Here is a 21,624-nt window from a genome sequence, read left to right on the forward strand (position 1 = left end):
GCCCTTTGTTCTATCTGGATCTGTCGATCAGCGCAGCGGCGGGTAGAGATGATAGTACATCCCTGCGGTAAGCGGCTTTCTTGGGTCATTCTTGAAAGACGCTTTGAAGCCGCGGATCGGTTTGGCGGCTTTTGCGAGGTCCTTCAGCGTGGCCCCTGATTGCCGCGTGTTTACTGCGCTTACGCGGGGCAGCCTGGGACAGTGGACAGAAGCTTCCGATGGGAATTCATCCTGGAACCAGCCATATTCGATCGTCCATTCGTCACCCTTGAGGTGATACCTGCCGATTTCGCCAGTATCGGGATTGGCAACTATGGACCAGCCCCAGCTGTTCCCCTCTGTTGGTCTGGGTGGTCGGTCCCCAGTTGAGTTCCAATACAGGATGCCGCCGAGGCCGACACTGCTTTGCTTGATATGGCGGTCCAGCACCCATTCTCGATATTCCCCACGAACAGGCTCGCAGAAGTATGTTTTGCCATTCGGGTCATGATACCGAACCGCCCAGGGCGCATTGACTGACTTCAGACCGAAAACGAAATAACGACCTGTAGTCAGCTGTGACAACTGCGGCACAGAGAGATTCGAGATCGGCATGCTCAGCATGATGTAATCTTTCGCCCAGTTGATCTCTTCGGGGGGTAAGCCGAAACCCCCTTCTTTCAGACTGCTCTGAATACGGTTCGCGCTTTCGGCAAGGGCGGTGTGATCCTGGGTCATCTCGGCAGGCGCAGGCATTTCCCAAGGGTTGGCTTGCCCAGCGCCGGCCGCAAGCAAGAGTGCCATTATCGATCTGATCGTAAGCTTCATTAATTGTGCCCTTGCCGTGTTGTTCGAACCCAGCATCAGAGGGTCCATAGTAAAGGGTGTCTCTTTGCGAAAAGAGTAACACATAGATTGTTTTGTTGAACTAAAAACAAGACCAGTGGTTGAGCATCCACAAATCGATGGGCTCTACCCTGTTGGGGCAGCCGATCAGCGGACTTCCGTTATCTACGGGCGACACACAAAAGCGGCGCCCGTAGGCGCCGCTCTGTTCTAACCTGAAGCCTGCCTTAGTGAACCGGCGGATTGAAGTGGTAGTACATTCCGGCGGTCAAGGGAGCCCGTGTGCTGCTGGTGAAGGCCGGCTGGATGCGCACCGGGCGAGCGCCGCGAGCCAACTCCTGAAGCGTATCACCCGTTTGGTTCGACACAGCGTTCACACGCGGCAGTTTCGGGCAGTGCTCTGCAAAGGCGGGGGCGTACTCACTTTGGATCCACCCGACTTGCGGCTTCCAGCGACGACGATGAAAGTTGTAATCCGCGACCTCACCTGTGGCCGCATCCGCAACCAACGGCCAAGAATACATATGCTTTCCAGTAGGTTTGTTTTTTGTCAGGCCCCAGAATTGGATGCCATAAAGACCAAACTCCGATGGAGAAACGCCATAGTGCTTCTTCTCTTCACGATGCTTGCCGCGCCCAGCAGCTCGACAGAAGTAGGCCACCCCATCAGCGCCGTAGTAGCGCACGCTCCACTTATCCTGGCCCGGGCTTTGGTAGACATGGTAGCGCCCTGTGATTGCCTGCTTCAACGAAGATCCAGTAACATTCGACACGGGAGAACCTTCGAAGCGGTTCTTCTCCCCATTCCATTCCACGGAAAGAGGGTTCAGTCCGAAGTTCACGCCACTGGCTGCCACACGCGAGGCCTGTGCGGCCATTTGCTGGTGTGCAGAGGTTGTGCCTCGGGGTGCCGCACCCTTCCAGGGCTCGGCGGCCATGCCTGCTGTAGCGGTCAGAGCCAGCGCGGCAACTGCATATTTGAAGGTCTTCAACATTCAAGGTCTCCCATTTCGTATTTGGCTCGCTTTTCGCACAACCTGGTCCTCGGAGCCACCGTCTTTGGGGCTGCTGTTCTCAATTTGGTAATATTTTTTCACAGATCAAGTGCGAAAAATGAATTCTATGGAAATTAACCCAACACCAAAAGTTAAGGCCGGGCAGTGATGCCCGGCCTGGCTGTCGCTTTAGCGTGCTGGCGGTCCGCCTCCCGGCTCACCACCACTATTCCCAGAACCACCCGGCCCGGTGCCCCCATCGCCACCGTAGTCGCTCTGGCCTGAATCACTCGTACCCGGCGCGTTCTCGTTCATGCCGCCATCACCACTGTTGCCAGTGCTGATTGTGGTGCAATTCGACGTGCCGCCGCTGTTGATCCAGTCAGGATCATAGCTGGTATTGGTGTTGCTGCCGCCGGTCTGGTACTCCGTGAGAGTGTCCACCCGCGTGCGCTGCTGAGGCTGGTCACAGCGCTGGTTTCCAGAAGTCGTCTGAATGGTGCGGCTCTCATTCGTCCGCGTCACAGTCGTGCGTGAGCAGCTGTTGCCGGTCTCATACCAAGGATCCCAGGTGATGCTAAGCAATGTCGGACCATTCGCTGCCGGGTTGTCCGGGGTCGTCTGGCGATAATCACCGATCCCGTCACGGCGCTCACTGACGCTGCCATTGGGGTAGGCAGCATATCTGGCGGCACAGGTCACCTGGCGGGTTTGAACCTCTGGGTGTGTCAGATCACGCGTGCAGGTTTCGGTGAACTTGTACCAACCATCACCTCCCGGCGTGGCTGTGCCATTCGGGGATGCGATCGGACCGCGACCCTTGGGGGCATGGCCGTAGGGGTTAGGATCGCGCACCAGGTCATAGTTCAGGATGTATTCGGCCTGGTTGTCCGAGAAATAGGTCTCGCGACGGTTATAGTCCCGGAAGTAGGAGACGGTTCCTGTGTAGCTGTTTGGCCCCGTATACCCAGCCGGAGGTGAGATCGGCGCATATTCAGCGGCACAGCTGCGCGTGTACTGGAAATCGGACGTCGAGTTGGGCGTGAATGGGATGCCGCTCACTGCCTGCGCAGAGCCGTTGGCAGGGTCGACAACCGCGGGGACCCTGTTCGGCCCATTGCCCAGATCGCTGTTGGACGTGCTGCTCTTCAGAGAGAGCTCCACAGGAGCTTGTGTGCGCCCATTGATCAAGAAGTCCTGCGCATCCGAGATACGGTCGCCTGCTAGGCACTCACCCTCATCGATGCGGACCGCATTTGCACGATCGATCCAGACGTCGGTTTCAAAGGGGTTCGTACTGCTTTGGCGGACATATTGATCCGCCTCATAAAGCGCCTGGCCGGTGCTGCCATCGGATGCCGTGCAAGCATCGAAATACCGGGTCCGCTGTGCATACTCCGGCGCGCAGCTTTCGGAGATCAGCCTGCGGCTTGCATCCGCTTCGGTCACATCCTGAACATCTCCGCCGAGATTGGTTGTGCGAGAAATGTCATATTCATAGACCCGGCCGGTGCCGTAGTAACCCGCCTCACAGGCAATGACGCGCACTTCTTTTGAGCCCGCACCGCTGGACGTGATCTTGTCGTTACCACTGATGCCCATATAGGCACCTACAGCCGCGACGGGCACGCCACCGGGCATGTTGCGGGGAAGGTCAAAACGTCCCTCTGGCCCAATGACGGTGCCATTCTGGATCCGCATGACGCCGTTGAATTCGTTCCGCTTGGCCTCGGCTTCAATGTCTGCGCGTTTGATGTTCTGACGCATGTCATCATCGGTGACATAAACGATGATGCGCTCATCCTCGACGCCCGGGGTTGGATCCGTATCAACGACGACACCTCTGATGTTCAGAGATTGGATCAAGCCATAGGTGTTGGCGTTCATCGACGGGAGGCCATCAAGGCGGCCTGCACGCAGCCCCTCGATCACTGAGGTGCCTGTGTCTGCGGTGATGTCATTCTCGATCGTTTGAAGAAGATATGCGATTGTGCTCGCATAGAGTTCAGCGGTCTCAGAGGCTGTCCGGACGCTGCCGTCAGTCACAACCCCTCGGGTGTTCATCGCTTCTGTCTGTGCGTTTACCGCTGTGGCGCCACTCATCGCGATGGCGCAGGCGGTCGCTGTCATGAGGAATTTCTTGCTGAGCATACCGGCCGTCCTGTCTATAGGTCTCACCTTAGGGTAGCGCGGAGATGGCCCTTGGGTCAGGCAATACTTTGGAAGACAGGGTATTATTCGCGATTCATCCAGAGATTATTTGGAGTTCAGATATGCTCTCCTGATATGCAGTAAAAAAATACAATGAAATTCACTTATTGAACAAATCGTATAGCAAAGGGAAAGGGCGCCCGAGGGGCGCCCTCTCCCAATCCTGTCTACATCTTACTGTGGTGGGTAGAGGTGGTAGTACATGCCCGCTGTCAGAGGGTTATTCGGGTCGTTCCTGAAGTCGACCTTGAAGCCCTTGACCGGGTTGGCGAATTTGGCCAGATCTTCGACCGTTGCGCCTTCCTGCTTGTAGTTGATTTTGGACACGCGCGGCAGGTCACGGCAGTGCTCTGCGAAGACTGTGGCGTAGTCATCCTGGAACCAGCCAGTCTGGGCCTGCCATCCGTAAGATACGCGCCGCGGACTGGAGACGATCCCGGTATTTGGATCAGCCACGAAGGGGTAGCCTTTGGTCGCAAGCACAGGAGGTTTCTCGGTCTCCGCGCGTTTTGGATCCCAGTGCAGCATGCCAGCAAAGCCAAACGGCGTAGATGTTACGTATCGATCTGCCTTCCACTCATTGTAGCTGCCATCAGGCGCATTTGCGCAGAAATGGGTTTCGCCATTCGGGGCAAAATACATCACGCTCCAGCCCGGGTTCTGGTTGTCATAGATGAAATACCTGCCATTCATCAGCGAGTTGAGTTTGGCAACGGACATGTTCGAGACCGGCATCGTAGGCAAACGGTTCACCTGATAGTCCCATTCTGCCTTCAGAGGATCAAATCCGAACTTGTCGAGGCCCGCTGCGAGATGCGCTTCATGCGCTTCCTCCGCATAAGCGGTATGAGCATCGGTCATACCAGATGGCCGCGGCTCTTCCCAAGGCTCATTCTGCGCCGAGGCGGCGCCGGCCGCAGTGAGGGTCAGCGCAACTGCGAGCGCGATCTGCTTCTTCAACATGGAGTGTCCTTTGACGTAGTCAGTTTTTTGCATTTTCGCACACACGCGCCTCCAAGGCTACCTGCATTATTCGCAACTCCACATATTGTGATAGCGCCCATTAAATATATCAATCCGGGTGAGGCGCCTGTCTCCTTGTTAAGGAAAGTACCTTCTGAGCTAGGATTTCCACATGAATTGTTGCGATCTGCCGTATGGGGAGTGGTAATTTAAACTGCGGCGATTACAATTTTCGCAAATGTACAAGGAGATGCAATATGGACTTCCTCGACCTTCTCGAAGCCGTTGTGCGAGAGACAAAGCCGGACTTTTCAAAGTTCAAGAAACCCAAGTCGCTGGCCTCCGACCTTTCGGAGGAGAGGACAGGTCTCGACAGTCTCGACATGGCGTTGGTTATCACCGTCATGGGGGAAGTCTATCAGGTTCCTATGAACGTCCTCGATAAAGCAAGCGACATGCGCACCGTGCGCGACATGAAAGAGTTCATGGAAAAGCATGGCGAACGCATTCCCAAAACACTTGAGGAAGCCGAAGGGTATATCGAATGATCTACCTCACCCACGCCCGCACCATATCCGGGGGTGACCTGCATGAATTTCATGACATCAATGTCCCCCAGCGCGCGCATTTCTTCCCTGACACCTATAAGCGGGCCAGGCTCGGCATCTCCTATCCACCGCACAACCTGATGGAAAAATGCCTCGATGAGCCGTTCTGCGAGATGATCGCTGAAAGCAACCGCGGCAAGACGGCGTTGATCTTGTCGACCGGCAGCCAGATCTGGATCCACGATTCAGGGCGGTTTCCTCAGAAGGATCCAAAACTCGAGTACAAGCTCAAGCTGCCCTATATCTCGATGACCCAGATTTACGCGGGACGCATGGCGTCGCGCTTTGGGGCCACGGGCCATGTCTCTACAGATGGCTCGGCCTGCGCGTCCTCTCTGAAAGTGATGATGGATGTTGCCAATCTGATCGAGAACTATGGGTTCGACCGCGTGGTCGTGGTGGCTGTGGATGATGTGGTCTGCAACACGCAGCTCAACATCTTCGGAGAAGCCGGCGCAAGCGTGACGATCGAGGATGAAGCAAAGGGACTGCTCCCTTCCGCCTTTGATGGCGTGAATGGCGGCTTTCGGCTGGGGCAGGGGGCAGCACTGGCCGTGTTCGATCGCGGTCATGATGGTATGGAAAATCCCATGGCACAGATGCTGGGCCAGTTCACCGCCTCTGAGGTGCTGGACAATTCGATCGGCCAGCGGCTGGACGGTCAGGGTTTTACCGATGCCATCGAGGGGGCGCTGAATAAGGCGCAGATCTCCAAGCGCGAGATCTCCGTGATCAAAACCCATGGCACCGGGACCGATCTGAACAACCAGTCTGAGAAGGCAGGCATTGAGGCTGCAGGTCTCACCGATTTTGTGGCGACATCCTACAAGCCCGAGATCGGTCATACGATGGGTCCCAGCGGCTTGCTGGAGACAATCTTGCTGCTAGAAGACATGAAGCGCGGCAAAGTGCCTGCCATCGCCAACCGGACCAGTGATGATGCGGTCTATCTTTCCAAAGCAGTGGATGCCCCGAAGGGCAATATCCTGTCGCTTGCCGCGGGCATGGGCAATATCTACTCGGCCGCCATCTTCAAGCCGATTTAGGCTTGAGGGGGCGGATTGGTGAACCCGAGCCGCCGGATCTTTTGCTCACCGACTTGCAAGTCCGCCGCACCCAGGTGTTGGCGGATTTCGTCGTAGGGTGTGTGGAGCATGATTGCGCGCAGTGCGTAACGCTCCTTGAGATCGCGCATCCCCTCGATGAGGGCGCCGAGGATGGCAACCATATCTTCCTCAGTGCGACCCTCTTCAATGGCGCACCAATCCACTGCACCAATGACCACATCATCAAGACGGTAGAGCGCGGCGAAGCCAACGATCCTGTCATTCTCTTCGACCACCAAACGATCATCCGGAAAGATCTTGTCGCCCGTTCGTTTATTGTAGACCGCCTCAATTAGATCGAGGACCGCTGGGCGATCGTGAGGCGTGTCTTCGCGGCAGATCAGGGTTCCAGCCATGGGATAATCTCCTCGCTGAGATAGATGTTGTTGTATTGCTTCTCGTCATGCCGGTAACCGGCCAACTCGAATGATTTTACCACTGCCGGCGTGTGAACGTAGCTGACGATCTCTTCGACACCAACCTCACGGCAGTGTTCGATCGACGCTTTGGCAGCCAGGGCAATCCCCCGAAAACAGGCATGGTATGAGGTTGTGACATCACAGATCGCCGAATAGATGGCGGCATAGCGTGCCGAGGGCGGGAAATAGAGGAAGACACAGGCGACCGGGCGGCCCTCGAGTTCAGCCAGAAAGCCGATACGGCCGATCTCATCGATCGCGGGACCATCCCCCCAATCGCCGTAGCCCGCCTCTTTCATCTTCCCCCACCAAGGGCGGACAATGTCTAGCTCCTCCCGGCGCCACATTCGCGTGGTCCAGCCTGCCTTGTCGTCATCCTCCTGCATCGCATTCATGATGGAGACCGCCTGGTCCGAGAAGTCGGAGAGCTCCTTGTAGCGCGTGATGGTCTCATAGAAGTCCGAGAACATCTCACCGTTGACCATCATGCGGTGGTTCACTGTCCCGATGGTGTACCCCTCCATGCCATCACGAAACCAGACCGGTACGGCATCCGGGTGGTCGCGCGCGCGGATCCAACGGCCGTCATGAAAGATCCCAGATCCAGACCCACAGCGGATACTGCCAATATCAGTAATACTGCGCTGACGGCCTCGAAGGATTGTGGTGACGATGCCGCCTGCGGCGACCTCATTGCCTACCTCAAGCTCTGAGACGGGGATCTCACTGCCATCTGCCATTTTGATCAGCGCGTCCGCGGCGAAGGCGCTGCCTGACATGCTGTCAAAGGTCGCCGCGGCCAAGTTGGCTTTTTGGGTCAAGGCCACATCGCCAATGCGCTTGATCATCACCCCATCGACGAGAGCATAGCCAAAGCGGGCGAGAAGCATGCGATATCCGCTGCGGGTCACCTCGAAGCGAATTTCTTTCGCATTGCCGCTTTCGACAAAGACGAGGAACTCTTTGAAGGCGGGAAGGTAGTGCTCCTCGCCAAAGGCCATGAGCAGCCCTTCCTCGATTTCGAAATCCTTGACGGTGACACCCGTGTCAGACCGCTCAATAGAGGCAAAGATGCCTTCTTTTTCGTGTTCCATGAGTTGACCCCCCGTTCAAATTCGAAAGGCGCCCGGGGGCGCCTTTCTCTCATCTATGCGCTGGTGCGAATTATGCCACCTGGCGCTGAACGATTTCTGCGTTCATCTCGCTGAGGCGCTTGTCTTCATCCATCGCCATCATGTCCTCAAGGAAGACACCACCGAACTCGGTTTGATCGGCGAAGAGAATGCCGCCACAGATCATCCGGTTGTTCGAGGTGATCAGGTTGCAGGTCTTCTGCCAACGCGGCAGCTCGGCGACCGCGCGTGGATCTTCAGAGACACGCATCCAGCCATCGTCGTTCTTCACAACGTGCGAGGCGGTCACACGGACACCTTCGAGGTGGTAGACGTCGTTGACGTAGAACTCACCAAGCACCAGAACGATGCCGCCTTCGGCGATCTCATCACCGATTTCGATCTCACAGATCGGCTTTGTGGTTCCGTCAGCCATGGTCACAGGCGTGTCAGGGGCGAAGCACCCGCCACCACCACCACCGCCGCCGCCACCACCGCCGCCATAACCGGGCGTGCCGGGTCCATCACCGGAGTCCGAACAGCCACAGGAGGCATCGGCACTCTGACCGCCTCCTCCTCCGCCACCACCCCCACCACCAGTCGATGGCGGGGGTGGTGGCGGAGGAGGAGGTGGCGGTGCGATGCAATTGGTCGGCCCGCCATTGTTTGTCCAGTTCGGATCGTAGCGCGACGAGCTGTTGCTGCCTCCCGAATGGAAATAATCCGTGGTCACAACCAATGTCCGCGTTTGAGGCTGATCGCAGTCCTGCCCGCCGGAAGTTGTCGGCACGGTGCGGCTCTCGGTTGTGCGGCGCACGCTGGTGTAATAGCAGCTGTTCCCGGTCTCATACCAGGGGTTCCAAGCGATCGTATTCAGGGAGGGCGAGCGGCCGGGGCGCTGCGTATAGAAGCCTTCACCAGTACGGCGCTGGCTGTAAGAACCATTGGGGTGGCTCGGGTAGCCACTTGCACAGCTGACTGTCCGATCTTGACGCTCATCGCGTGTCAGCTGACGCTGACAGTTTTCAGAGCCTTTGTACCAGCCATCACCCGATGGTGCGCTACCATAAGCCGTATTGATCGTCCCGCGGCCCTTCGAGGGGTGCCCGTAGGGGTTTGGATCCCGAACAAGATCGTAGTTCAGAATGTATTCGGTCGGATCGTCGGAGAAATAGGTCTCCCGACGGTTATAGTCGCGGAAATACCGGGACTGACCACTGAAAATGCTTGGTCCGCGGAAGCCGCCAGGAATGCCAACGGAGCCATATTCAGCCGCACAGCTACGGCTGAACTGGAAGTCCGAAGTGGCGTTCGGCAGGAAAGGGATCGTGTAGTCGCCTGTACCGTGAAGATCGGCTGGCACCCGGTTGGCACCGGTCCCGATATCACCCGCAGTGGCATTTGTTTTCAACTGCAGTTCGCGCGGCGCGGTGCCGTTGCCGGTGATCAGAATGTCCTGGGTGTCGGAGATCCGATCGCCAGCCAAACATTCGGCATCATTGATGCGGACACCATTGGCTTTATCGATCCAAACTTCAGTCTCGAAAGGGTTCGAAGCGCTCTGACGGACATATTGGTCTGCTTCATAGAGTGCCTGCCCGGTGGTGCCATCGGGTGCAGTACATACATCGAAATACCGGACCAGCTCCACAGACTCAGGTGAGCAGTTCTCGGAGATTAACCTCCGGTCTGCATCGGACTCGGTAATGTCGGTCGTATTGCCGCCGAGGTCTGTCGTCCGGGAAATCTCATACTCATAGACACGCCCCGTGCCATAGTAACCCGCTTCACAGGCCAAGGTACGTACTTCGACAGAACCACTGCCGCCAGAGGTGACCTTGTCGTTGCCGCTGATCCCCATATAGGCGCCGATAGCCGCCGTCGGCACGCCGCCAGGCATGTCGGAAGGCAGATCGAACTGCCCTTCGGGGCCGATCACCACACCGTTCTGGATGCGCATGATGCCATTATAGTCGTTGCGCTTCGCCTCAGCTTCCACATCCGCGCGCGAGATGTTCTGACGCATATTTTCGTCAGTCACATAGACCACGATGCGCTCGTCCTCGACATCCGGGGCGGGGTCGGCGTCAACAACGACGGCACGAATGCCCAGAGCGTCGATGAGGCTCAAGGTGTTGCTGTCCATCGAGGGCAGCTGGTTGAGCTGGCCGCTGCGCATCGCATTGATGACAGCAACACCCGCATCATTGCGGATGTCCTTTTCGATGGTTTCCATCAAATAGGCGATGGTGCTCGTGTAGAGCTCCGCAGTTTCCGATGCAGTGCGTGCTTTGCCGTCACTGGTGAAGGCATCGGTTTTCATCGCCTCGGTCTGCGCGCTTGCCGTGAAAGCACCAGTCACAGCAATGGCACCTACCGAAGCAGTCAAGAGCAGGTTTTTCCTGATCATAGTGTTCAGCCTTTCATATATTTGCTCAGATAATCTTAATCGGATTCAAGCTTAACACTCAGCGAAAAGTGTAGCTTGATCTCTTATTGGTGGGGATTGAGGCAGACCGAGCGGGGGTGGGGCTGGAGGATACGCAGCTTGTTACGATTGTTTTACGCGTAATTCTGGCGCCATAGGCTCCCTCGAGCACCACGCAACATGTCTGCGGGGTTGCTGTTTTATGTGGATTACTCAAATTCGCATAGAGAAAAGCGGATCGAGATCCTCTAGTGTTTGCAGTGAAAACTCGCGGATTAAGGTCTTACACATGAAAATGAAAACATACACGCTGGCGGCAATCGCAGCTTTTCTGCCTGTACTGGCTGCCGCGCAGGATGCGCCTGACAGTGAAGCTGCAGCCGCCGAAACCCTTGCAGAGCCGGTTGTCATCTCGACGATCGCCACCTCACAGCTGGAGCAGGAAGATGGTTTTGTTCCTTTCAAGTGCCCCATTGAGAAAATCCGGAATGCATATTCCAACCTGGTGAACCCTGAGGACACGCTCGTCGCTCTTGCTATTGAGAAGCAAACCTTGGCAATTTGCCGTCAAAGCCAACGCGCGCTGATCAACATCGCCGAGAATGAGATGCGCCTGAAGGAGCTTTTCCAGCCCATCATCGCGCCCGTTGCACCCCCGGCGCCCGAAGCGGCTCAGGATGCCATCGACCAGATCGCTTCTTTGCCCAATGCGGATGTCCCGCCCCGCAATCTGCCCACGCCTGACCCGATCCAGATGCCCGATCCGATCGAAGATCTTGAGCTCGAAGAGATCGACATCGAAATCGTTGAAGAGGTCGAGCCTGAGCCGGTTATCGTGCCTCCGCCCTATACTTTGGCCGCGGTCATGAAAGACCCGATGGGTTGGAAGGCCATGCTTGTAGACGGCAATGCAATCTTCACAGTGCGCCCCGGCGACAAGATGGATGACGGCAGTCGCGTGGTCGGCATTGAGCGGGGCGTCGTTGAGCTCCTGAAGGCCGGCAACACACATTTCCTGGAGTAATCACATGTCGATTTTTGGATCCTCCAAGAAAATCTACAAGAACGGCCTGATCGATGCACCTGAAGAGCGGCGCGAGATCGTGGCGGTCTACGAGAATGGTGACATCTTCTTCGCCACCGGCAAGAAGTTCCACGCCTTCGTGCGCGATGCCCAGACCTATGTGCGTAAGGAACTGAACGTCGATCCGAAACTGGAAGAGGTTTCCGGCTCCGATGTCATGGCGCATTATCATGCCGTGGTCTCTCATGGCACCGGCGACAAACTGGAAAGCCATGAGCGGATCGCTGACCGCATTCTTCGGGACGCAGCCAATTCAAAGGCTGCGGACATCAAGATCATCCGGACCCCCGAGCGGACGGTGGTGCGTTTTATCATCGCAGGTCAGGAGATCGATTACGGCGCCTCGGTGACGTCGCTCGAGGGTAACGCTCTGATTTCCTATATTTTCGACGCGCGGGATGAAGGGGCAGGTCACTCGACAAAGACAATGGGTGAATTCCAGGGCTTTTCGGTATCTTCCTCCAAGAACAAGTCCCAAGGTCTCGTGCTGCCTGAGAATGTTCTCAAGCTGCGCTGCCAAAAGGGCTTCCACGAAACCAGCTCCGATATCATGGACCACCTGGCCATTCGTGTCTTCTACCGTGAGAGTGAAGAGATGGCATCTCTGGAGTCATTGGGCCTCGATCCTGAAGTTCTTGAGGCGCTTCAGCGTGCGCGCGACGGCATGAAGGGTGCCGTAATGATTGGTGGTGAGACGGGCGACGGTAAATCGACGACGATTATCTCAGCGATCAAACGTCAGTACCAAGAGCATGATGGCAACATCTCTATCGTTACAGTCGAGGACCCCGTGGAATATAAGCTCGACGAGCCGGGCATCATCCAGATCCCAATCCAATCTTCAGGTGACGCGGCACAGCGGACGAAGAACTACCGTTCAGCGCTTATGCACTTTGTGCGGATCAACCCGCACGTCGGTGTGGTCTCCGAGGTCCGAGACGCAGAAGCCGCACGGCAGGTGCTTCAGTTCATTGAAACAGGCCACCAGGTGTGGACCACGATCCACATCAACTCTGTGAACTCCATTCCGTTCAGATTGATCGACATGGGCATCGAGCCAACCGAATTGTCCAAACCAGATTCCTTGAAGCTGATGATGAAGCAAACGCTCGTGCCTTTGCTTTGCGTCTGCGCGACCCGGGGGGATGATGGGTTCATGCACCGCAACCTCGAAGGTTGTCCTGTATGTCGGTCGAAGGTGAAAGGGTCCGAGGCCGAGAAGGCCTGGTCCGGTTTCCAGCGCCTTGTCGCCCTGGCGGAATATATTGAGCCTGATGATACCTATCTGGAGAAGATCCGCGCCAATGACGCCATCGGTGCCAAAAACTATTGGGAGGCACCGGTCGAGAAGGGCGGCATGGGTGGTATCACCTTGAAACAGAAGCTCTCGTATATGGTGAATATGGGAGCGATCGATCCTAAGAGTGCCATCAAGAAGGGCGCACCAATTGGCAAAACGGTTCAAACCGATCTCCAGATCGATCCTGTCTATGTGGGCTGGATCCAGAACCTTATGGATAAAAGGAAGTCCTCATGAACCTCAAAGGTCTCTTCTTCAATCGGCGCATGCGGGCTGAAGTCTGGTTGATGCTTGCCGACCTTACCGGCACAGGCATGGAACTCGGCCGCGCACTTGATCTCGTCGGCAAGACGTTCGAGAAACGCGGGCCGGGGATCAAGTCGATCCTGGAAGAGTTGCGAAAAAGTTTAGCATCAGATCGCTTCAAAGAGGTGGTTCGCAAATATACGCCAGAATCCGAGTCGCTTATTTTTGCGAAGTTCGGACATGGTTCTGATGCAGACCTTTTCCGGGCTGCCGGTCGTATTGCTGAGGTGGAAGCCGAGATCCACTCCGCGATCATGTCGGCCATCTTCCGCCCGGTCTTCATTCTGATCATGATGACGGTCTTGTTGTTCTTCCTCGGCAAGGACTTCTACCCCACCTTGATGCTTGTTTCCCCTATGGAGGAGTGGCCAGGAACCTGGCAAACCGTTGCTTCTGCAGCACTTTATGTGGCGGACAATCCTTTCATGATCTTCATCTACCTGGGGATTGCCTATGCGGTATATAAAGTCGTTCAGTTGAACTATGTGGGTCCACTTCGAACCCGTCTGGACCGCATCCCGCCGTTCTCGCTCTATCGCCTTAAAGTTGGCGCGACCTTCACTTTCGTTGTGTTGGAAAACGCCGCCGTGGGGAACTCTATCAACAGTAATTTGATGCGAACGCTGTCAAAAGACTCCTCTCGCTATGCGAAAAGCCGTATTATGGCAATTGAGAAAAACATCAGCTCTATGAATATCGGGGCTGCTGCAATCGAAGCCGGAATGGATTTTCCGGACCCTGAACTTAACGCAGTGCTGGAGGCATATGCTGAACAAAAGAACTGGGTATCAAGTTTCCGTGCATACGCGGAATCCTGGCTGCGCCGCTTGGAAGCGAAGGTGAAAACCGCCGTTTCCGCGCTGAACATCGTCTTGATGATGATCACAGCCGCTTTCATCGCCGTGGTGGGTCAGACCATTTTCGGTATCGTCAACGTCATCAACTAACCAACTGCAAAAAGCATAACAAAAGGAAATGCGAAAAATGAAGTCACTTGAGAAAACAAAGGCAAAGCTGAACGCACGCCTGGATGCCCCCCGCCGCAAGCGCCGCGGCCTCGGTATTGTTGAGCTGGGTCTTTACCTGATCATCGTTGCTCTGCTGATCGCCGCTGTCATTGTGGCTTTCTATCAGCTGCAGACCAACTCGCAGCAGACCCAGACCACCAACCTTGTGAACGAGACCTACTCGGGTATTCAGGACCTCCACCGCTCGGCAACCTCCTACGGCGCTGACGGCACGGATCTTCTTCCGATCCTCGAAGGCGCCGAGATGGTTCCGCCAATCGGCCGCCGTGACCCCGATGGTGTTCCGGATTCCGGCGATGAGCAGCTCTTCACCCCCTTCGGTGAAGAAGTGACTGTCGTGGCTGGCGGTGCAACCGGTGTTCCGGGTCAGTCGTTCACCATCACCCTGACCAACTACACCCGCGCCAACTGCATCGACTTCATGTCGAGCTATGTTGACCGCACACTGGAACAGTCGGGCCTTCTCGGCGCCCAGTCGAACGGTACAGCATTCGCGATCCCGGCCACTGTGGCTTCGATCAACGGCACCTGTGCTGCTGGCGATCTCGCCCTCGAGTTCCGTTAATGCGGACGCGGGTCACAGAAGCGATCCGCAACAACAAAGGTCGTAACCCTCGTGGTTACGGCCTACCTTCACTTGTTGTTATTCTGTTCTTTGTTTCCATCCTGATCCAGGCCGTGATCGGTCAGATGGTGCGGGAAACGACCGAAGCGAAGGCCGAAGCTGCTTTCAGCATCACCAAGGAAAACCTCGACACATTCAAGATTACAAGCGACCTGCCGAATGCTGCGGATATGCCGCACCTGTCTGCAGGCAGCCGATATGTGTCTGTCTCCCGGACCGGTGGTCTGGTCAATGTTCAGTTCGACGATCCTGATGAACGGGCCTCGCGCCTCTTTGATCAGAAGCTCCGCGGATATGTGAACATCGAGAACTCACAAAACATCGGCACGCTGGCCGCCTCTGAAATCCGCCGTGAATATCCCGAGCGCACGCTGCGCTCCGGCGACCGGATGGCTACGAACCTCACCAGCGACACAATCGACAACACCAATACGCTGCGCACCGGTACGGGTGATGCGCAATTTGGCGATACCAATCGCTTCATCGGCATTGATACGACTTTGATCGAAACGGACAGGTTCGAGGTGGTGCGGTTGCGCACAGATAAGACCGTCGTGGAGAACGACACGGTGGCTGATCAAGTCATCGCAAATGAATCTGTCGTTTCTGATGTTGTTGTCGTCTCCGGTACATCAGGCCATGGCGCATATGGAAATGGTGACCTCTTGGTCAATCATTTGCCCTATGGCACTGCGATCCCTGTATCTCAGCGCACCTCCCGGATCGATAATATCGCTTTGTCCGGCCAGCTGGCCTCTGGCAATGGTCTTGATGGCTTTGATGGCGCAGGCATGTCGATTACATTCGACCAGCTCAATGCCAGTGGCATCCGTGTCGCGGACCTTTACGAGAATGTCTACATCGCTCCGGGACCCGGTCAGCCGGATACCCCTACCGATCCGGATGAACCTGGTGGTGATACTGGCGGTGATGATACCGGCGATGGCGATGGTGGCGGCTCATCGCCTGGAACGGGTGACACTGGCGGCTCCGATGGGGGTGGCGATACGGTGCCTGAGTTCCTCACACCTGAGGAGATCTATGAGCTCTGCATGGAGTCAAATGGCACCAACTTCGAATGTGAAGTAATTTCTGGCGGGTTCGATCCCGACACAGGTTCAGGTCTGCCGCCTTACTACCAATGCATCGATCAAGGTGGCTCGCCACTCTTTTGTGAATACATCACATCCGGTGATACGGACAATGATACGATCTACGATGAATGCGTGGAGTCTGGGCGTGACCCCGTCTATTGCACGTTGCTCGATCGGTATGAGCCGGAGCCCTATGTCCCGGAAAAACCGGTGGACGATGGTCATTACACTGCTGGTGAGACCTGTGTACGCAATGGCAATCAGGACTTCATATGTGGGTTGTTGAGCCGCGGTTATGATGGGACCGCTGAAACCTGCGCCAATGATGCCTTTGCAGGCAGCGATGGCAACCCCAATTGGTTTTTCGATCTTCAGGCATGCAAGTTCGTCGTATTTGATGGTGGCGGTGCATATGACACCTATGAACCTCATGAGTTTAATGGTGAAACACCGCACAGCATGTGCCTCTTGCAAGGGGGATCGGAATACACTTGTGCGCCACTGATCGAATTTCCGGTCATGCAAACAGATTGGAACACGCCCGCCTCTGCCTATGACACCTGCCTTGCCTATGGGGAAGACCCGGCCATTTGCGGCATTCTCTCCAATGGATTTGCGTCCTCGCGCGGACCAGAAGTGGATATGATTGAGTGCTATGCGCAACTGTCTCAGTTTGACCAGGGCGCTCAATACTGCCGCTTTATTATCGAGCAGAATGTTCCAGGTTATGATCCGGGAACCGTGGGTTCTGCCTATGAACAATGCAGGGCAGATGGTGGCGGATATCTCTGCGCACCACTGCTGCCACGGCTTTACTACGATAGCCTGCAAGACTGCCAAGCGGATGGCTATGGGGCCGGGTCGTGCATCTACGGCGGCTTGGTTAGACAACAATAATGGGGAATTCAGGTATGAAACGGCTGGTCCGAAAACTGGAAAAGCTTATCGGTGAAACCAAAATGCAGAAGCTGCCACGCCGCGCGCGTGGGGGTTTCTCATTGGCGGAAATGACGCTTGTTCTCATCGTCTCTGCCTTCATCCTACAGACTGGTATCGAGGTTGCGACCTCGCACACCAAACGTCAGATCACGCAGCGAACAGCAGCAAACATGAGCCGGATGGCTGATGACGTCCAAACCTATATGGATCGCAACTATTTCACCATTCTGGCGGACCTGAATGCGGCACCTGACAATGTGATCGAGCGGGATTGGAGCGACCTGATCTCCGCCAACCTGATCTCGATGAACGACATCCCCGTGTCTCCGGATGGTGGCGATCTTAGGCTGTTCTTCACCCTTCGGGGTGACACGGTCTATTCGGTCATCATGTCCTTTGATGGGGCAGCATCTACCTATGCGCCAAAACCTGATCCCAACACCAAGTTTGCGGGCCGCATTCAACGCAATGCCCCGAACAGCCTGAATGGTTGGGATTTTACACTCGATGTGCCCGAGATTGCTGCCCTCACCGGGGAAGACCTCAACGGCAACATCGGCGTGATGCGCTATATTTCGATGGATGCGAACGTTGACCCTTATCTGCACCGGATTGCCATCCCAGGCCGGCCGGACCTTAATCAGATGGAGGCCAACCTGGATATGGGGGGGTTCGATATCAACAATGCCCGCAATATCGACACGCAGAATTTCAATGTCGCAGACGAACTCGCAGTCAACGGAAGATTGACGGCAAATGGTATTACGTCCACTGGATCTGCCGTGGTGTCGGAAGTGGATACGGATGAGCTGGACAGCGATGAAATCGCGACACGAAACCTGACAGCGAGCGGGACAGTTCAAGCAGTAAATACTGTCTCTCGGACCTTTGCGACGGGCAGCTTCACAGGGCAGGACGCCTCTTTTAACCAGCTTTCCACAGATGTTCTCTCGGGGGGATCTATCTTTCTGACCACAGGCAATTATGTTGAGATCAATGCCAGAAGGATCAACGCAGAACAGGTCATTGCAGACCGCATTTTCGTCGGGGACAACTAATGAAAAACCTTATCACGTCCATTTTCGCACTCAGCTTGAGCGCGGGGGTAGCCCTTGCTCAGGATGACATTTCACGTCAACTTCCTGAAGGTGCAATGAAGCCCACCAATCTCAATGCTCTGGGCTCACAGATGAAGGATCGTGTATCCGACATCGTCCGGGGTGAAGATGAAGAGCAGACCGAAAACGGCTCCTCGAGCGAGGGCCTCAGCCTCTTTGCAGGCGACGAAGGGGAGTCTGTCCATATCCTCGAGATCAAAAAGATCGCAAAGGAACTGGATACACAGCGCGCTTTGATGCTGCAGATTGCAAACCTGCAGAAGGATCTGATCAGCTTTGCGCAGGACGACCCCACCGCGGCCTATAAATCGCGCCTTCCGACATCGGTTTGCGAATATGCAATCGAAAGCCGGTTTTGCAACTCGATGACCAACTCCTTCCAGCAACGCACAATCGTTCTGCAAGAAGACTGATCCATGTCGATCACAGCAGGTTCGGGCCTACACGATGTCCTCACTATGGGTATCGTGGTATCAGCCCTACGTCTTATTTGGGTCGATTACCGGCGTCTCGAGATCGAGCTTGAGACACTTGCCGCAATGGCCGGGCTTGCATTGCTTCAGTCAGTGCTCTTTGTCGACCTGTTCGAAACGGGCATACGGCTTTTCTCAGGCTTCGCCTTCTGGGGCATTTTGGTCTTCTCCAGCATGCGTGTTGCAGGTCTCGCGCGTTTCGGCGCGGGTGATCCTCCCCTGATCGGGGTGATTGCCTTTATGATCGCGCCCTATGTGCTGCACTGGGCAATCCTGGCGGCCGTGATGATGCTCATGACCTGTGCGTGGTACTCCATGCGCCGCGGCAAACGGCTCTTCAAATCCATGTACCCCGCAGCACCGCCCCTGCTGGTCTCTGGGGTTCTTGTCTACCTCACAGCCTGGGCCTGACAAGGCAGAGGCCCCAAAGGGCATCAAAGGCACGCTGTGACCGGCTGGTGGTGCCCGCGTCGCCTTGACCATGCCACAAATTCATTTGCAGGATGTTGTATGGGTTTCGAATATTGCGGCCCCCTGACTTAGTGCATTTGAAACGGATGATTGATGTCTTTATTTCGAGCTGGCCTTCTGGCCACGTCCTTGGTGATCGTAGCATGTCGCGCCATGGCAGGCTTTTCTGATCCTATGACCTTCTACTCTGCGACAAACGGGGGGAATTGCGCGAACTGCGGGTGGATCGTGGGGGAGGGAGCCATAGGCCCCGATACCCATGAGGACTTCATGGCGTTCTTGTCGCGCGAAGAGCTTCAGGACGCCCGGGGTCTTCGGGTCCACTTGAACTCCCCTGGCGGGGACCTGATCGGAGGTCTGCGACTGGGCATGGCCTTCCGACTGCAACAGGTTAACACAGCGGTTTCTGCCGCCGAGGTGACTGATGTCTATGACAGTGGCATACACCTTGTGGGAACATCGACCCAGTCAGAATGCAGCTCCGCCTGTGTTTTTGCCTTTGCTGGCGGCGTCAATCGCTACGCCTCTGAGAATACCCCTGGCTCGGATGTAGGTTTCCAATCCCTGGGTCGGCTGGGTGTCCATCAATTCTATGAACCCAGCACGCTCACTGATCCCTCTGCTGTAACACTGAGTGCAGATGACAGAATTGCGGACCAGAGGATCGTCGCGATACTGCTCGGCTACCTCTCCGAGATGGGCGTCTCAGCAGAACTCCTTCAGTTGGCCGCGGCGACGGATCCCCGGGACATCCATTACCTAACGGAGGCAGAGCTGAGACGTGTCGCCATCGACACCGGTTCTGAACAGGACGTAGCCTTGACCGGATACAAGAACGGCGTGGCCGTCACAGAAATAACCTTCACCCGAGGGGAGGGTGACTACCGCTTGGAGCTGTTTTGCAGCGAGGCTGAGCTGCATATGGTTGCATCGCTTGAATGGCCCGGCCGTTATGATGTTGATGCACATCAGCGGTGGCACCTGTTGGAGGCGGTCTCTCTAAGAGAGGGTGCAGCCGTGAAGCTCATTTCAGAAAGCTTCGAGCAGCGCAGTGACGGCGGCACGTCCGGGCGCTTTCGGTTTCGCTTTGTGGGTCCGATCGAGGACCTCGTGCATCGGGACCAGTTCTACTTTGAGGACTGGTCGAGCCGCCATGCCAACGATATTGCGTCTTCCCTCAGCTTCATCCTGCCGGAAGACTTTGACGGGATCCACGTCTTGCCAAGAACCTGTATGTGAAGGACAGAAAAAAGGCCCCGAGACACTCGGAGCCTTGTGGTGCCATACAGAGAAGGTAGAAGCCTTACTCGACGCGCACCTGGCGTGTCTCAAGGCGCTCCGGGCCAATCTCCATGCCGGTCTGCTGATTGTCGAGAACGCGGAAGATATGGTTCGGGGTCACCCGTGTTTCCGACAGGCGGCTAAGAACCCGTGACAGCTCGAGATCGGTAAAGGCTGAAGTCCCGCCCACACCAGCATTGCCACTAAGTTTGACAGCACCCACGAAGTTGCTGCGGACGATCGCGATCGGATCTGTGTCAGGCAGGTAGGCGTCGTCCACTGTGTCGCGCTCGATGTCATATGGCATGTAGAGCACAAACTGGTTGGTCCCTTCGAGAAGCTGACCGGGGAAGCGTTCCGCCATCTTCAGGAAAGCCGCGCGCGACAGATAGTCGTCCCACTCAGTGGTGTTCAGATCATAAAAGCGGTATGCGTAGGGCCGCTGATCCGTCGGCTTTGGAAAGGCGATCTTAGCAAGCTCGGGTGCGCCTACGCAGCCTTCCTGGCGCAATGTCCACTCCGGTGGTGCCGGCCAAGGCTCATTAAGATCTTCTTTGCACTGCTCGAGCACTTTGGTGTAGTTCGGCTTGATCTTCTCGACGACAAACTGAACCTCGGTCGTGGCCTTTTCAAAGGGCTTGGCGATAAAAATCCAGGCGCCGATCGGAATCGCTGCCAGCACGAGTACCATCAGAAGAACGATGATGATCGTGCCGATGCTGGAACTGCTGGTCAGTTGGGGCAGGGACTTCTTGTCCACCTCCGTGGCGATCTCATAGGCGCTGTGCTTGTCACTGCTGATCTCGACAGTGCCGAGGGGGAAGTAGACCTTGTCGATATTGGAATCCGCCGTAGCGCGACCGATTGCCAGGATCCAATCGTTGGAAGATTCATAGATCGTCTCGGAGAGCGGGGCAATCTGTCCAGCCGAGTAGATAATCGAGCCAAAGATCTCGCCTTCGTCGTCATGGTAGAAGACCGTATAGGCGGCCATCTTATCTTCGGTGTCGATCATCGCATCTACAACAGCCGGGGCCGGCACATGCTTCTTGGTCACAGCTTTGCTGTCGTAATAACCAACGGTGTCGCTGAACTTTGTTTTCAGACGCGCAGAGTCTTTCGCATCATCCCAACGCGCGCCAAACGCACATTCGATGCCGGCGATGGTCCCGGTATAATTCATGTATCCCTCCAGGAATGTAAATGGCTCCCGAGATCGGGAATTCCTGCCAAAACTA

Annotated in this window: 19 protein-coding genes; 11 read left to right on the top strand and 8 right to left on the bottom strand. The window is 56.0% G+C overall.

The annotated features are described in order from the left end of the window. Window positions 1-27: 27 nt before the first annotated feature. From ACGYLO_RS18015 to ACGYLO_RS18030, 4 genes are all read right to left on the bottom strand, one after another. Window positions 28-807, bottom strand: a complete 780-nt coding sequence (locus ACGYLO_RS18015; protein ID WP_394377035.1) for a hypothetical protein — start codon at window positions 805-807, stop codon at window positions 28-30. 245 nt (window positions 808-1,052) lie between these two features. Next, window positions 1,053-1,820 (bottom strand): hypothetical protein, encoded by a 768-nt coding sequence (locus ACGYLO_RS18020; protein WP_394377036.1) that lies wholly within the window; start codon window positions 1,818-1,820, stop codon window positions 1,053-1,055. A 189-nt stretch (window positions 1,821-2,009) separates the two neighbouring features. Further along, on the bottom strand, window positions 2,010-3,971 hold the full coding sequence (locus ACGYLO_RS18025; RefSeq protein ID WP_394377037.1) for a hypothetical protein: 1,962 nt from the start codon (window positions 3,969-3,971) through the stop codon (window positions 2,010-2,012). Window positions 3,972-4,205: 234 nt separating this feature from the next. Next, entirely contained in the window at window positions 4,206-4,994 is a 789-nt protein-coding gene (locus ACGYLO_RS18030; RefSeq protein ID WP_394377038.1) for a hypothetical protein, read from the bottom strand. A gap of 257 nt (window positions 4,995-5,251) precedes the next feature. On the opposite strand from ACGYLO_RS18030, the gene ACGYLO_RS18035 reads away from it, so the two are divergent. Beyond that, window positions 5,252-5,542, top strand: coding sequence for a hypothetical protein (locus ACGYLO_RS18035; protein ID WP_394377039.1), 291 nt, complete (start codon window positions 5,252-5,254; stop codon window positions 5,540-5,542). Next, on the top strand, window positions 5,539-6,648 hold the full coding sequence (locus ACGYLO_RS18040; RefSeq protein ID WP_394377040.1) for a beta-ketoacyl synthase N-terminal-like domain-containing protein: 1,110 nt from the start codon (window positions 5,539-5,541) through the stop codon (window positions 6,646-6,648). Before ACGYLO_RS18035 ends, ACGYLO_RS18040 begins: the two co-directional genes overlap by 4 nt. On the opposite strand, the gene ACGYLO_RS18045 is transcribed toward ACGYLO_RS18040, so the two are convergent. From ACGYLO_RS18045 to ACGYLO_RS18055, 3 genes are all read right to left on the bottom strand, one after another. After that, window positions 6,645-7,064: a hypothetical protein gene (locus ACGYLO_RS18045; protein WP_394377041.1), complete on the bottom strand. Its 420-nt coding sequence runs from the start codon at window positions 7,062-7,064 to the stop codon at window positions 6,645-6,647. The two genes, ACGYLO_RS18040 and ACGYLO_RS18045, sit on opposite strands and share 4 nt — an antisense overlap. After that, on the bottom strand, window positions 7,049-8,221 hold the full coding sequence (locus ACGYLO_RS18050; protein ID WP_394377042.1) for a hypothetical protein: 1,173 nt from the start codon (window positions 8,219-8,221) through the stop codon (window positions 7,049-7,051). Before ACGYLO_RS18050 ends, ACGYLO_RS18045 begins: the two co-directional genes overlap by 16 nt. 70 nt (window positions 8,222-8,291) lie before the next feature. Next, complete coding sequence (locus ACGYLO_RS18055) at window positions 8,292-10,649, bottom strand: Hint domain-containing protein (protein WP_394377043.1); 2,358 nt, start codon at window positions 10,647-10,649, stop codon at window positions 8,292-8,294. A gap of 220 nt (window positions 10,650-10,869) precedes the next feature. On the opposite strand from ACGYLO_RS18055, the gene ACGYLO_RS18060 reads away from it, so the two are divergent. From ACGYLO_RS18060 to ACGYLO_RS18100, 9 genes are all read left to right on the top strand, one after another. Next, window positions 10,870-11,691: a hypothetical protein gene (locus tag ACGYLO_RS18060; protein ID WP_394377044.1), complete on the top strand. Its 822-nt coding sequence runs from the start codon at window positions 10,870-10,872 to the stop codon at window positions 11,689-11,691. Window positions 11,692-11,695: 4 nt separating this feature from the next. Continuing rightward, window positions 11,696-13,288: an ATPase, T2SS/T4P/T4SS family gene (locus ACGYLO_RS18065; RefSeq protein ID WP_394377045.1), complete on the top strand. Its 1,593-nt coding sequence runs from the start codon at window positions 11,696-11,698 to the stop codon at window positions 13,286-13,288. Next, complete coding sequence (locus ACGYLO_RS18070) at window positions 13,285-14,304, top strand: hypothetical protein (protein ID WP_394377046.1); 1,020 nt, start codon at window positions 13,285-13,287, stop codon at window positions 14,302-14,304. The genes ACGYLO_RS18065 and ACGYLO_RS18070 overlap by 4 nt, the downstream gene beginning before the upstream one ends. Window positions 14,305-14,341: 37 nt before the next feature. Beyond that, entirely contained in the window at window positions 14,342-14,950 is a 609-nt protein-coding gene (locus tag ACGYLO_RS18075) for a hypothetical protein (RefSeq protein ID WP_394377047.1), read from the top strand. Beyond that, the gene (locus ACGYLO_RS18080; RefSeq protein WP_394377048.1) at window positions 14,950-17,001 is read left to right on the top strand and encodes a hypothetical protein; all 2,052 of its coding nucleotides are present in this window, start codon (window positions 14,950-14,952) and stop codon (window positions 16,999-17,001) included. Before ACGYLO_RS18075 ends, ACGYLO_RS18080 begins: the two co-directional genes overlap by 1 nt. Before the next feature lie 14 nt (window positions 17,002-17,015). Then, complete coding sequence (locus tag ACGYLO_RS18085) at window positions 17,016-18,101, top strand: hypothetical protein (protein ID WP_394377049.1); 1,086 nt, start codon at window positions 17,016-17,018, stop codon at window positions 18,099-18,101. Further along, complete coding sequence (locus tag ACGYLO_RS18090; RefSeq protein ID WP_394377050.1) at window positions 18,101-18,574, top strand: hypothetical protein; 474 nt, start codon at window positions 18,101-18,103, stop codon at window positions 18,572-18,574. The genes ACGYLO_RS18085 and ACGYLO_RS18090 overlap by 1 nt, the downstream gene beginning before the upstream one ends. 3 nt (window positions 18,575-18,577) lie before the next feature. After that, entirely contained in the window at window positions 18,578-19,045 is a 468-nt protein-coding gene (locus ACGYLO_RS18095; protein ID WP_394377051.1) for a hypothetical protein, read from the top strand. A gap of 330 nt (window positions 19,046-19,375) precedes the next feature. Next, window positions 19,376-20,344 (top strand): hypothetical protein, encoded by a 969-nt coding sequence (locus tag ACGYLO_RS18100; protein WP_394377052.1) that lies wholly within the window; start codon window positions 19,376-19,378, stop codon window positions 20,342-20,344. A gap of 64 nt (window positions 20,345-20,408) precedes the next feature. Here the strand turns inward: ACGYLO_RS18100 and ACGYLO_RS18105 are convergent, their stop codons facing one another. After that, window positions 20,409-21,569, bottom strand: a complete 1,161-nt coding sequence (locus ACGYLO_RS18105; protein ID WP_394377053.1) for a hypothetical protein — start codon at window positions 21,567-21,569, stop codon at window positions 20,409-20,411. Between the last annotated feature and the right edge of the window lie 55 nt (window positions 21,570-21,624).

It is taken from the genome of Sulfitobacter sp. 1A13353 (assembly GCF_043557255.1).
GTDB classification, from domain to species: Bacteria; Pseudomonadota; Alphaproteobacteria; order Rhodobacterales; family Rhodobacteraceae; genus Sulfitobacter; species Sulfitobacter faviae.

Coding starts and splice junctions, on each gene's coding strand:
- ACGYLO_RS18105 (WP_394377053.1), bottom strand. CDS start 21,569: ATGAATTATACCGGGACCATCGCCGGCATCGAATGTGCGTTTGGCGCG.
- ACGYLO_RS18040 (WP_394377040.1), top strand. CDS start 5,539: ATGATCTACCTCACCCACGCCCGCACCATATCCGGGGGTGACCTGCAT.
- ACGYLO_RS18045 (WP_394377041.1), bottom strand. CDS start 7,064: ATGGCTGGAACCCTGATCTGCCGCGAAGACACGCCTCACGATCGCCCA.
- ACGYLO_RS18015 (WP_394377035.1), bottom strand. CDS start 807: ATGAAGCTTACGATCAGATCGATAATGGCACTCTTGCTTGCGGCCGGC.
- ACGYLO_RS18100 (WP_394377052.1), top strand. CDS start 19,376: ATGGCGTTCTTGTCGCGCGAAGAGCTTCAGGACGCCCGGGGTCTTCGG.
- ACGYLO_RS18090 (WP_394377050.1), top strand. CDS start 18,101: ATGAAAAACCTTATCACGTCCATTTTCGCACTCAGCTTGAGCGCGGGG.
- ACGYLO_RS18060 (WP_394377044.1), top strand. CDS start 10,870: ATGTGGATTACTCAAATTCGCATAGAGAAAAGCGGATCGAGATCCTCT.
- ACGYLO_RS18035 (WP_394377039.1), top strand. CDS start 5,252: ATGGACTTCCTCGACCTTCTCGAAGCCGTTGTGCGAGAGACAAAGCCG.
- ACGYLO_RS18085 (WP_394377049.1), top strand. CDS start 17,016: ATGAAACGGCTGGTCCGAAAACTGGAAAAGCTTATCGGTGAAACCAAA.
- ACGYLO_RS18020 (WP_394377036.1), bottom strand. CDS start 1,820: ATGTTGAAGACCTTCAAATATGCAGTTGCCGCGCTGGCTCTGACCGCT.
- ACGYLO_RS18070 (WP_394377046.1), top strand. CDS start 13,285: ATGAACCTCAAAGGTCTCTTCTTCAATCGGCGCATGCGGGCTGAAGTC.
- ACGYLO_RS18075 (WP_394377047.1), top strand. CDS start 14,342: ATGAAGTCACTTGAGAAAACAAAGGCAAAGCTGAACGCACGCCTGGAT.
- ACGYLO_RS18050 (WP_394377042.1), bottom strand. CDS start 8,221: ATGGAACACGAAAAAGAAGGCATCTTTGCCTCTATTGAGCGGTCTGAC.
- ACGYLO_RS18030 (WP_394377038.1), bottom strand. CDS start 4,994: ATGTTGAAGAAGCAGATCGCGCTCGCAGTTGCGCTGACCCTCACTGCG.
- ACGYLO_RS18095 (WP_394377051.1), top strand. CDS start 18,578: ATGTCGATCACAGCAGGTTCGGGCCTACACGATGTCCTCACTATGGGT.
- ACGYLO_RS18025 (WP_394377037.1), bottom strand. CDS start 3,971: ATGCTCAGCAAGAAATTCCTCATGACAGCGACCGCCTGCGCCATCGCG.
- ACGYLO_RS18065 (WP_394377045.1), top strand. CDS start 11,696: ATGTCGATTTTTGGATCCTCCAAGAAAATCTACAAGAACGGCCTGATC.
- ACGYLO_RS18080 (WP_394377048.1), top strand. CDS start 14,950: ATGCGGACGCGGGTCACAGAAGCGATCCGCAACAACAAAGGTCGTAAC.
- ACGYLO_RS18055 (WP_394377043.1), bottom strand. CDS start 10,649: ATGATCAGGAAAAACCTGCTCTTGACTGCTTCGGTAGGTGCCATTGCT.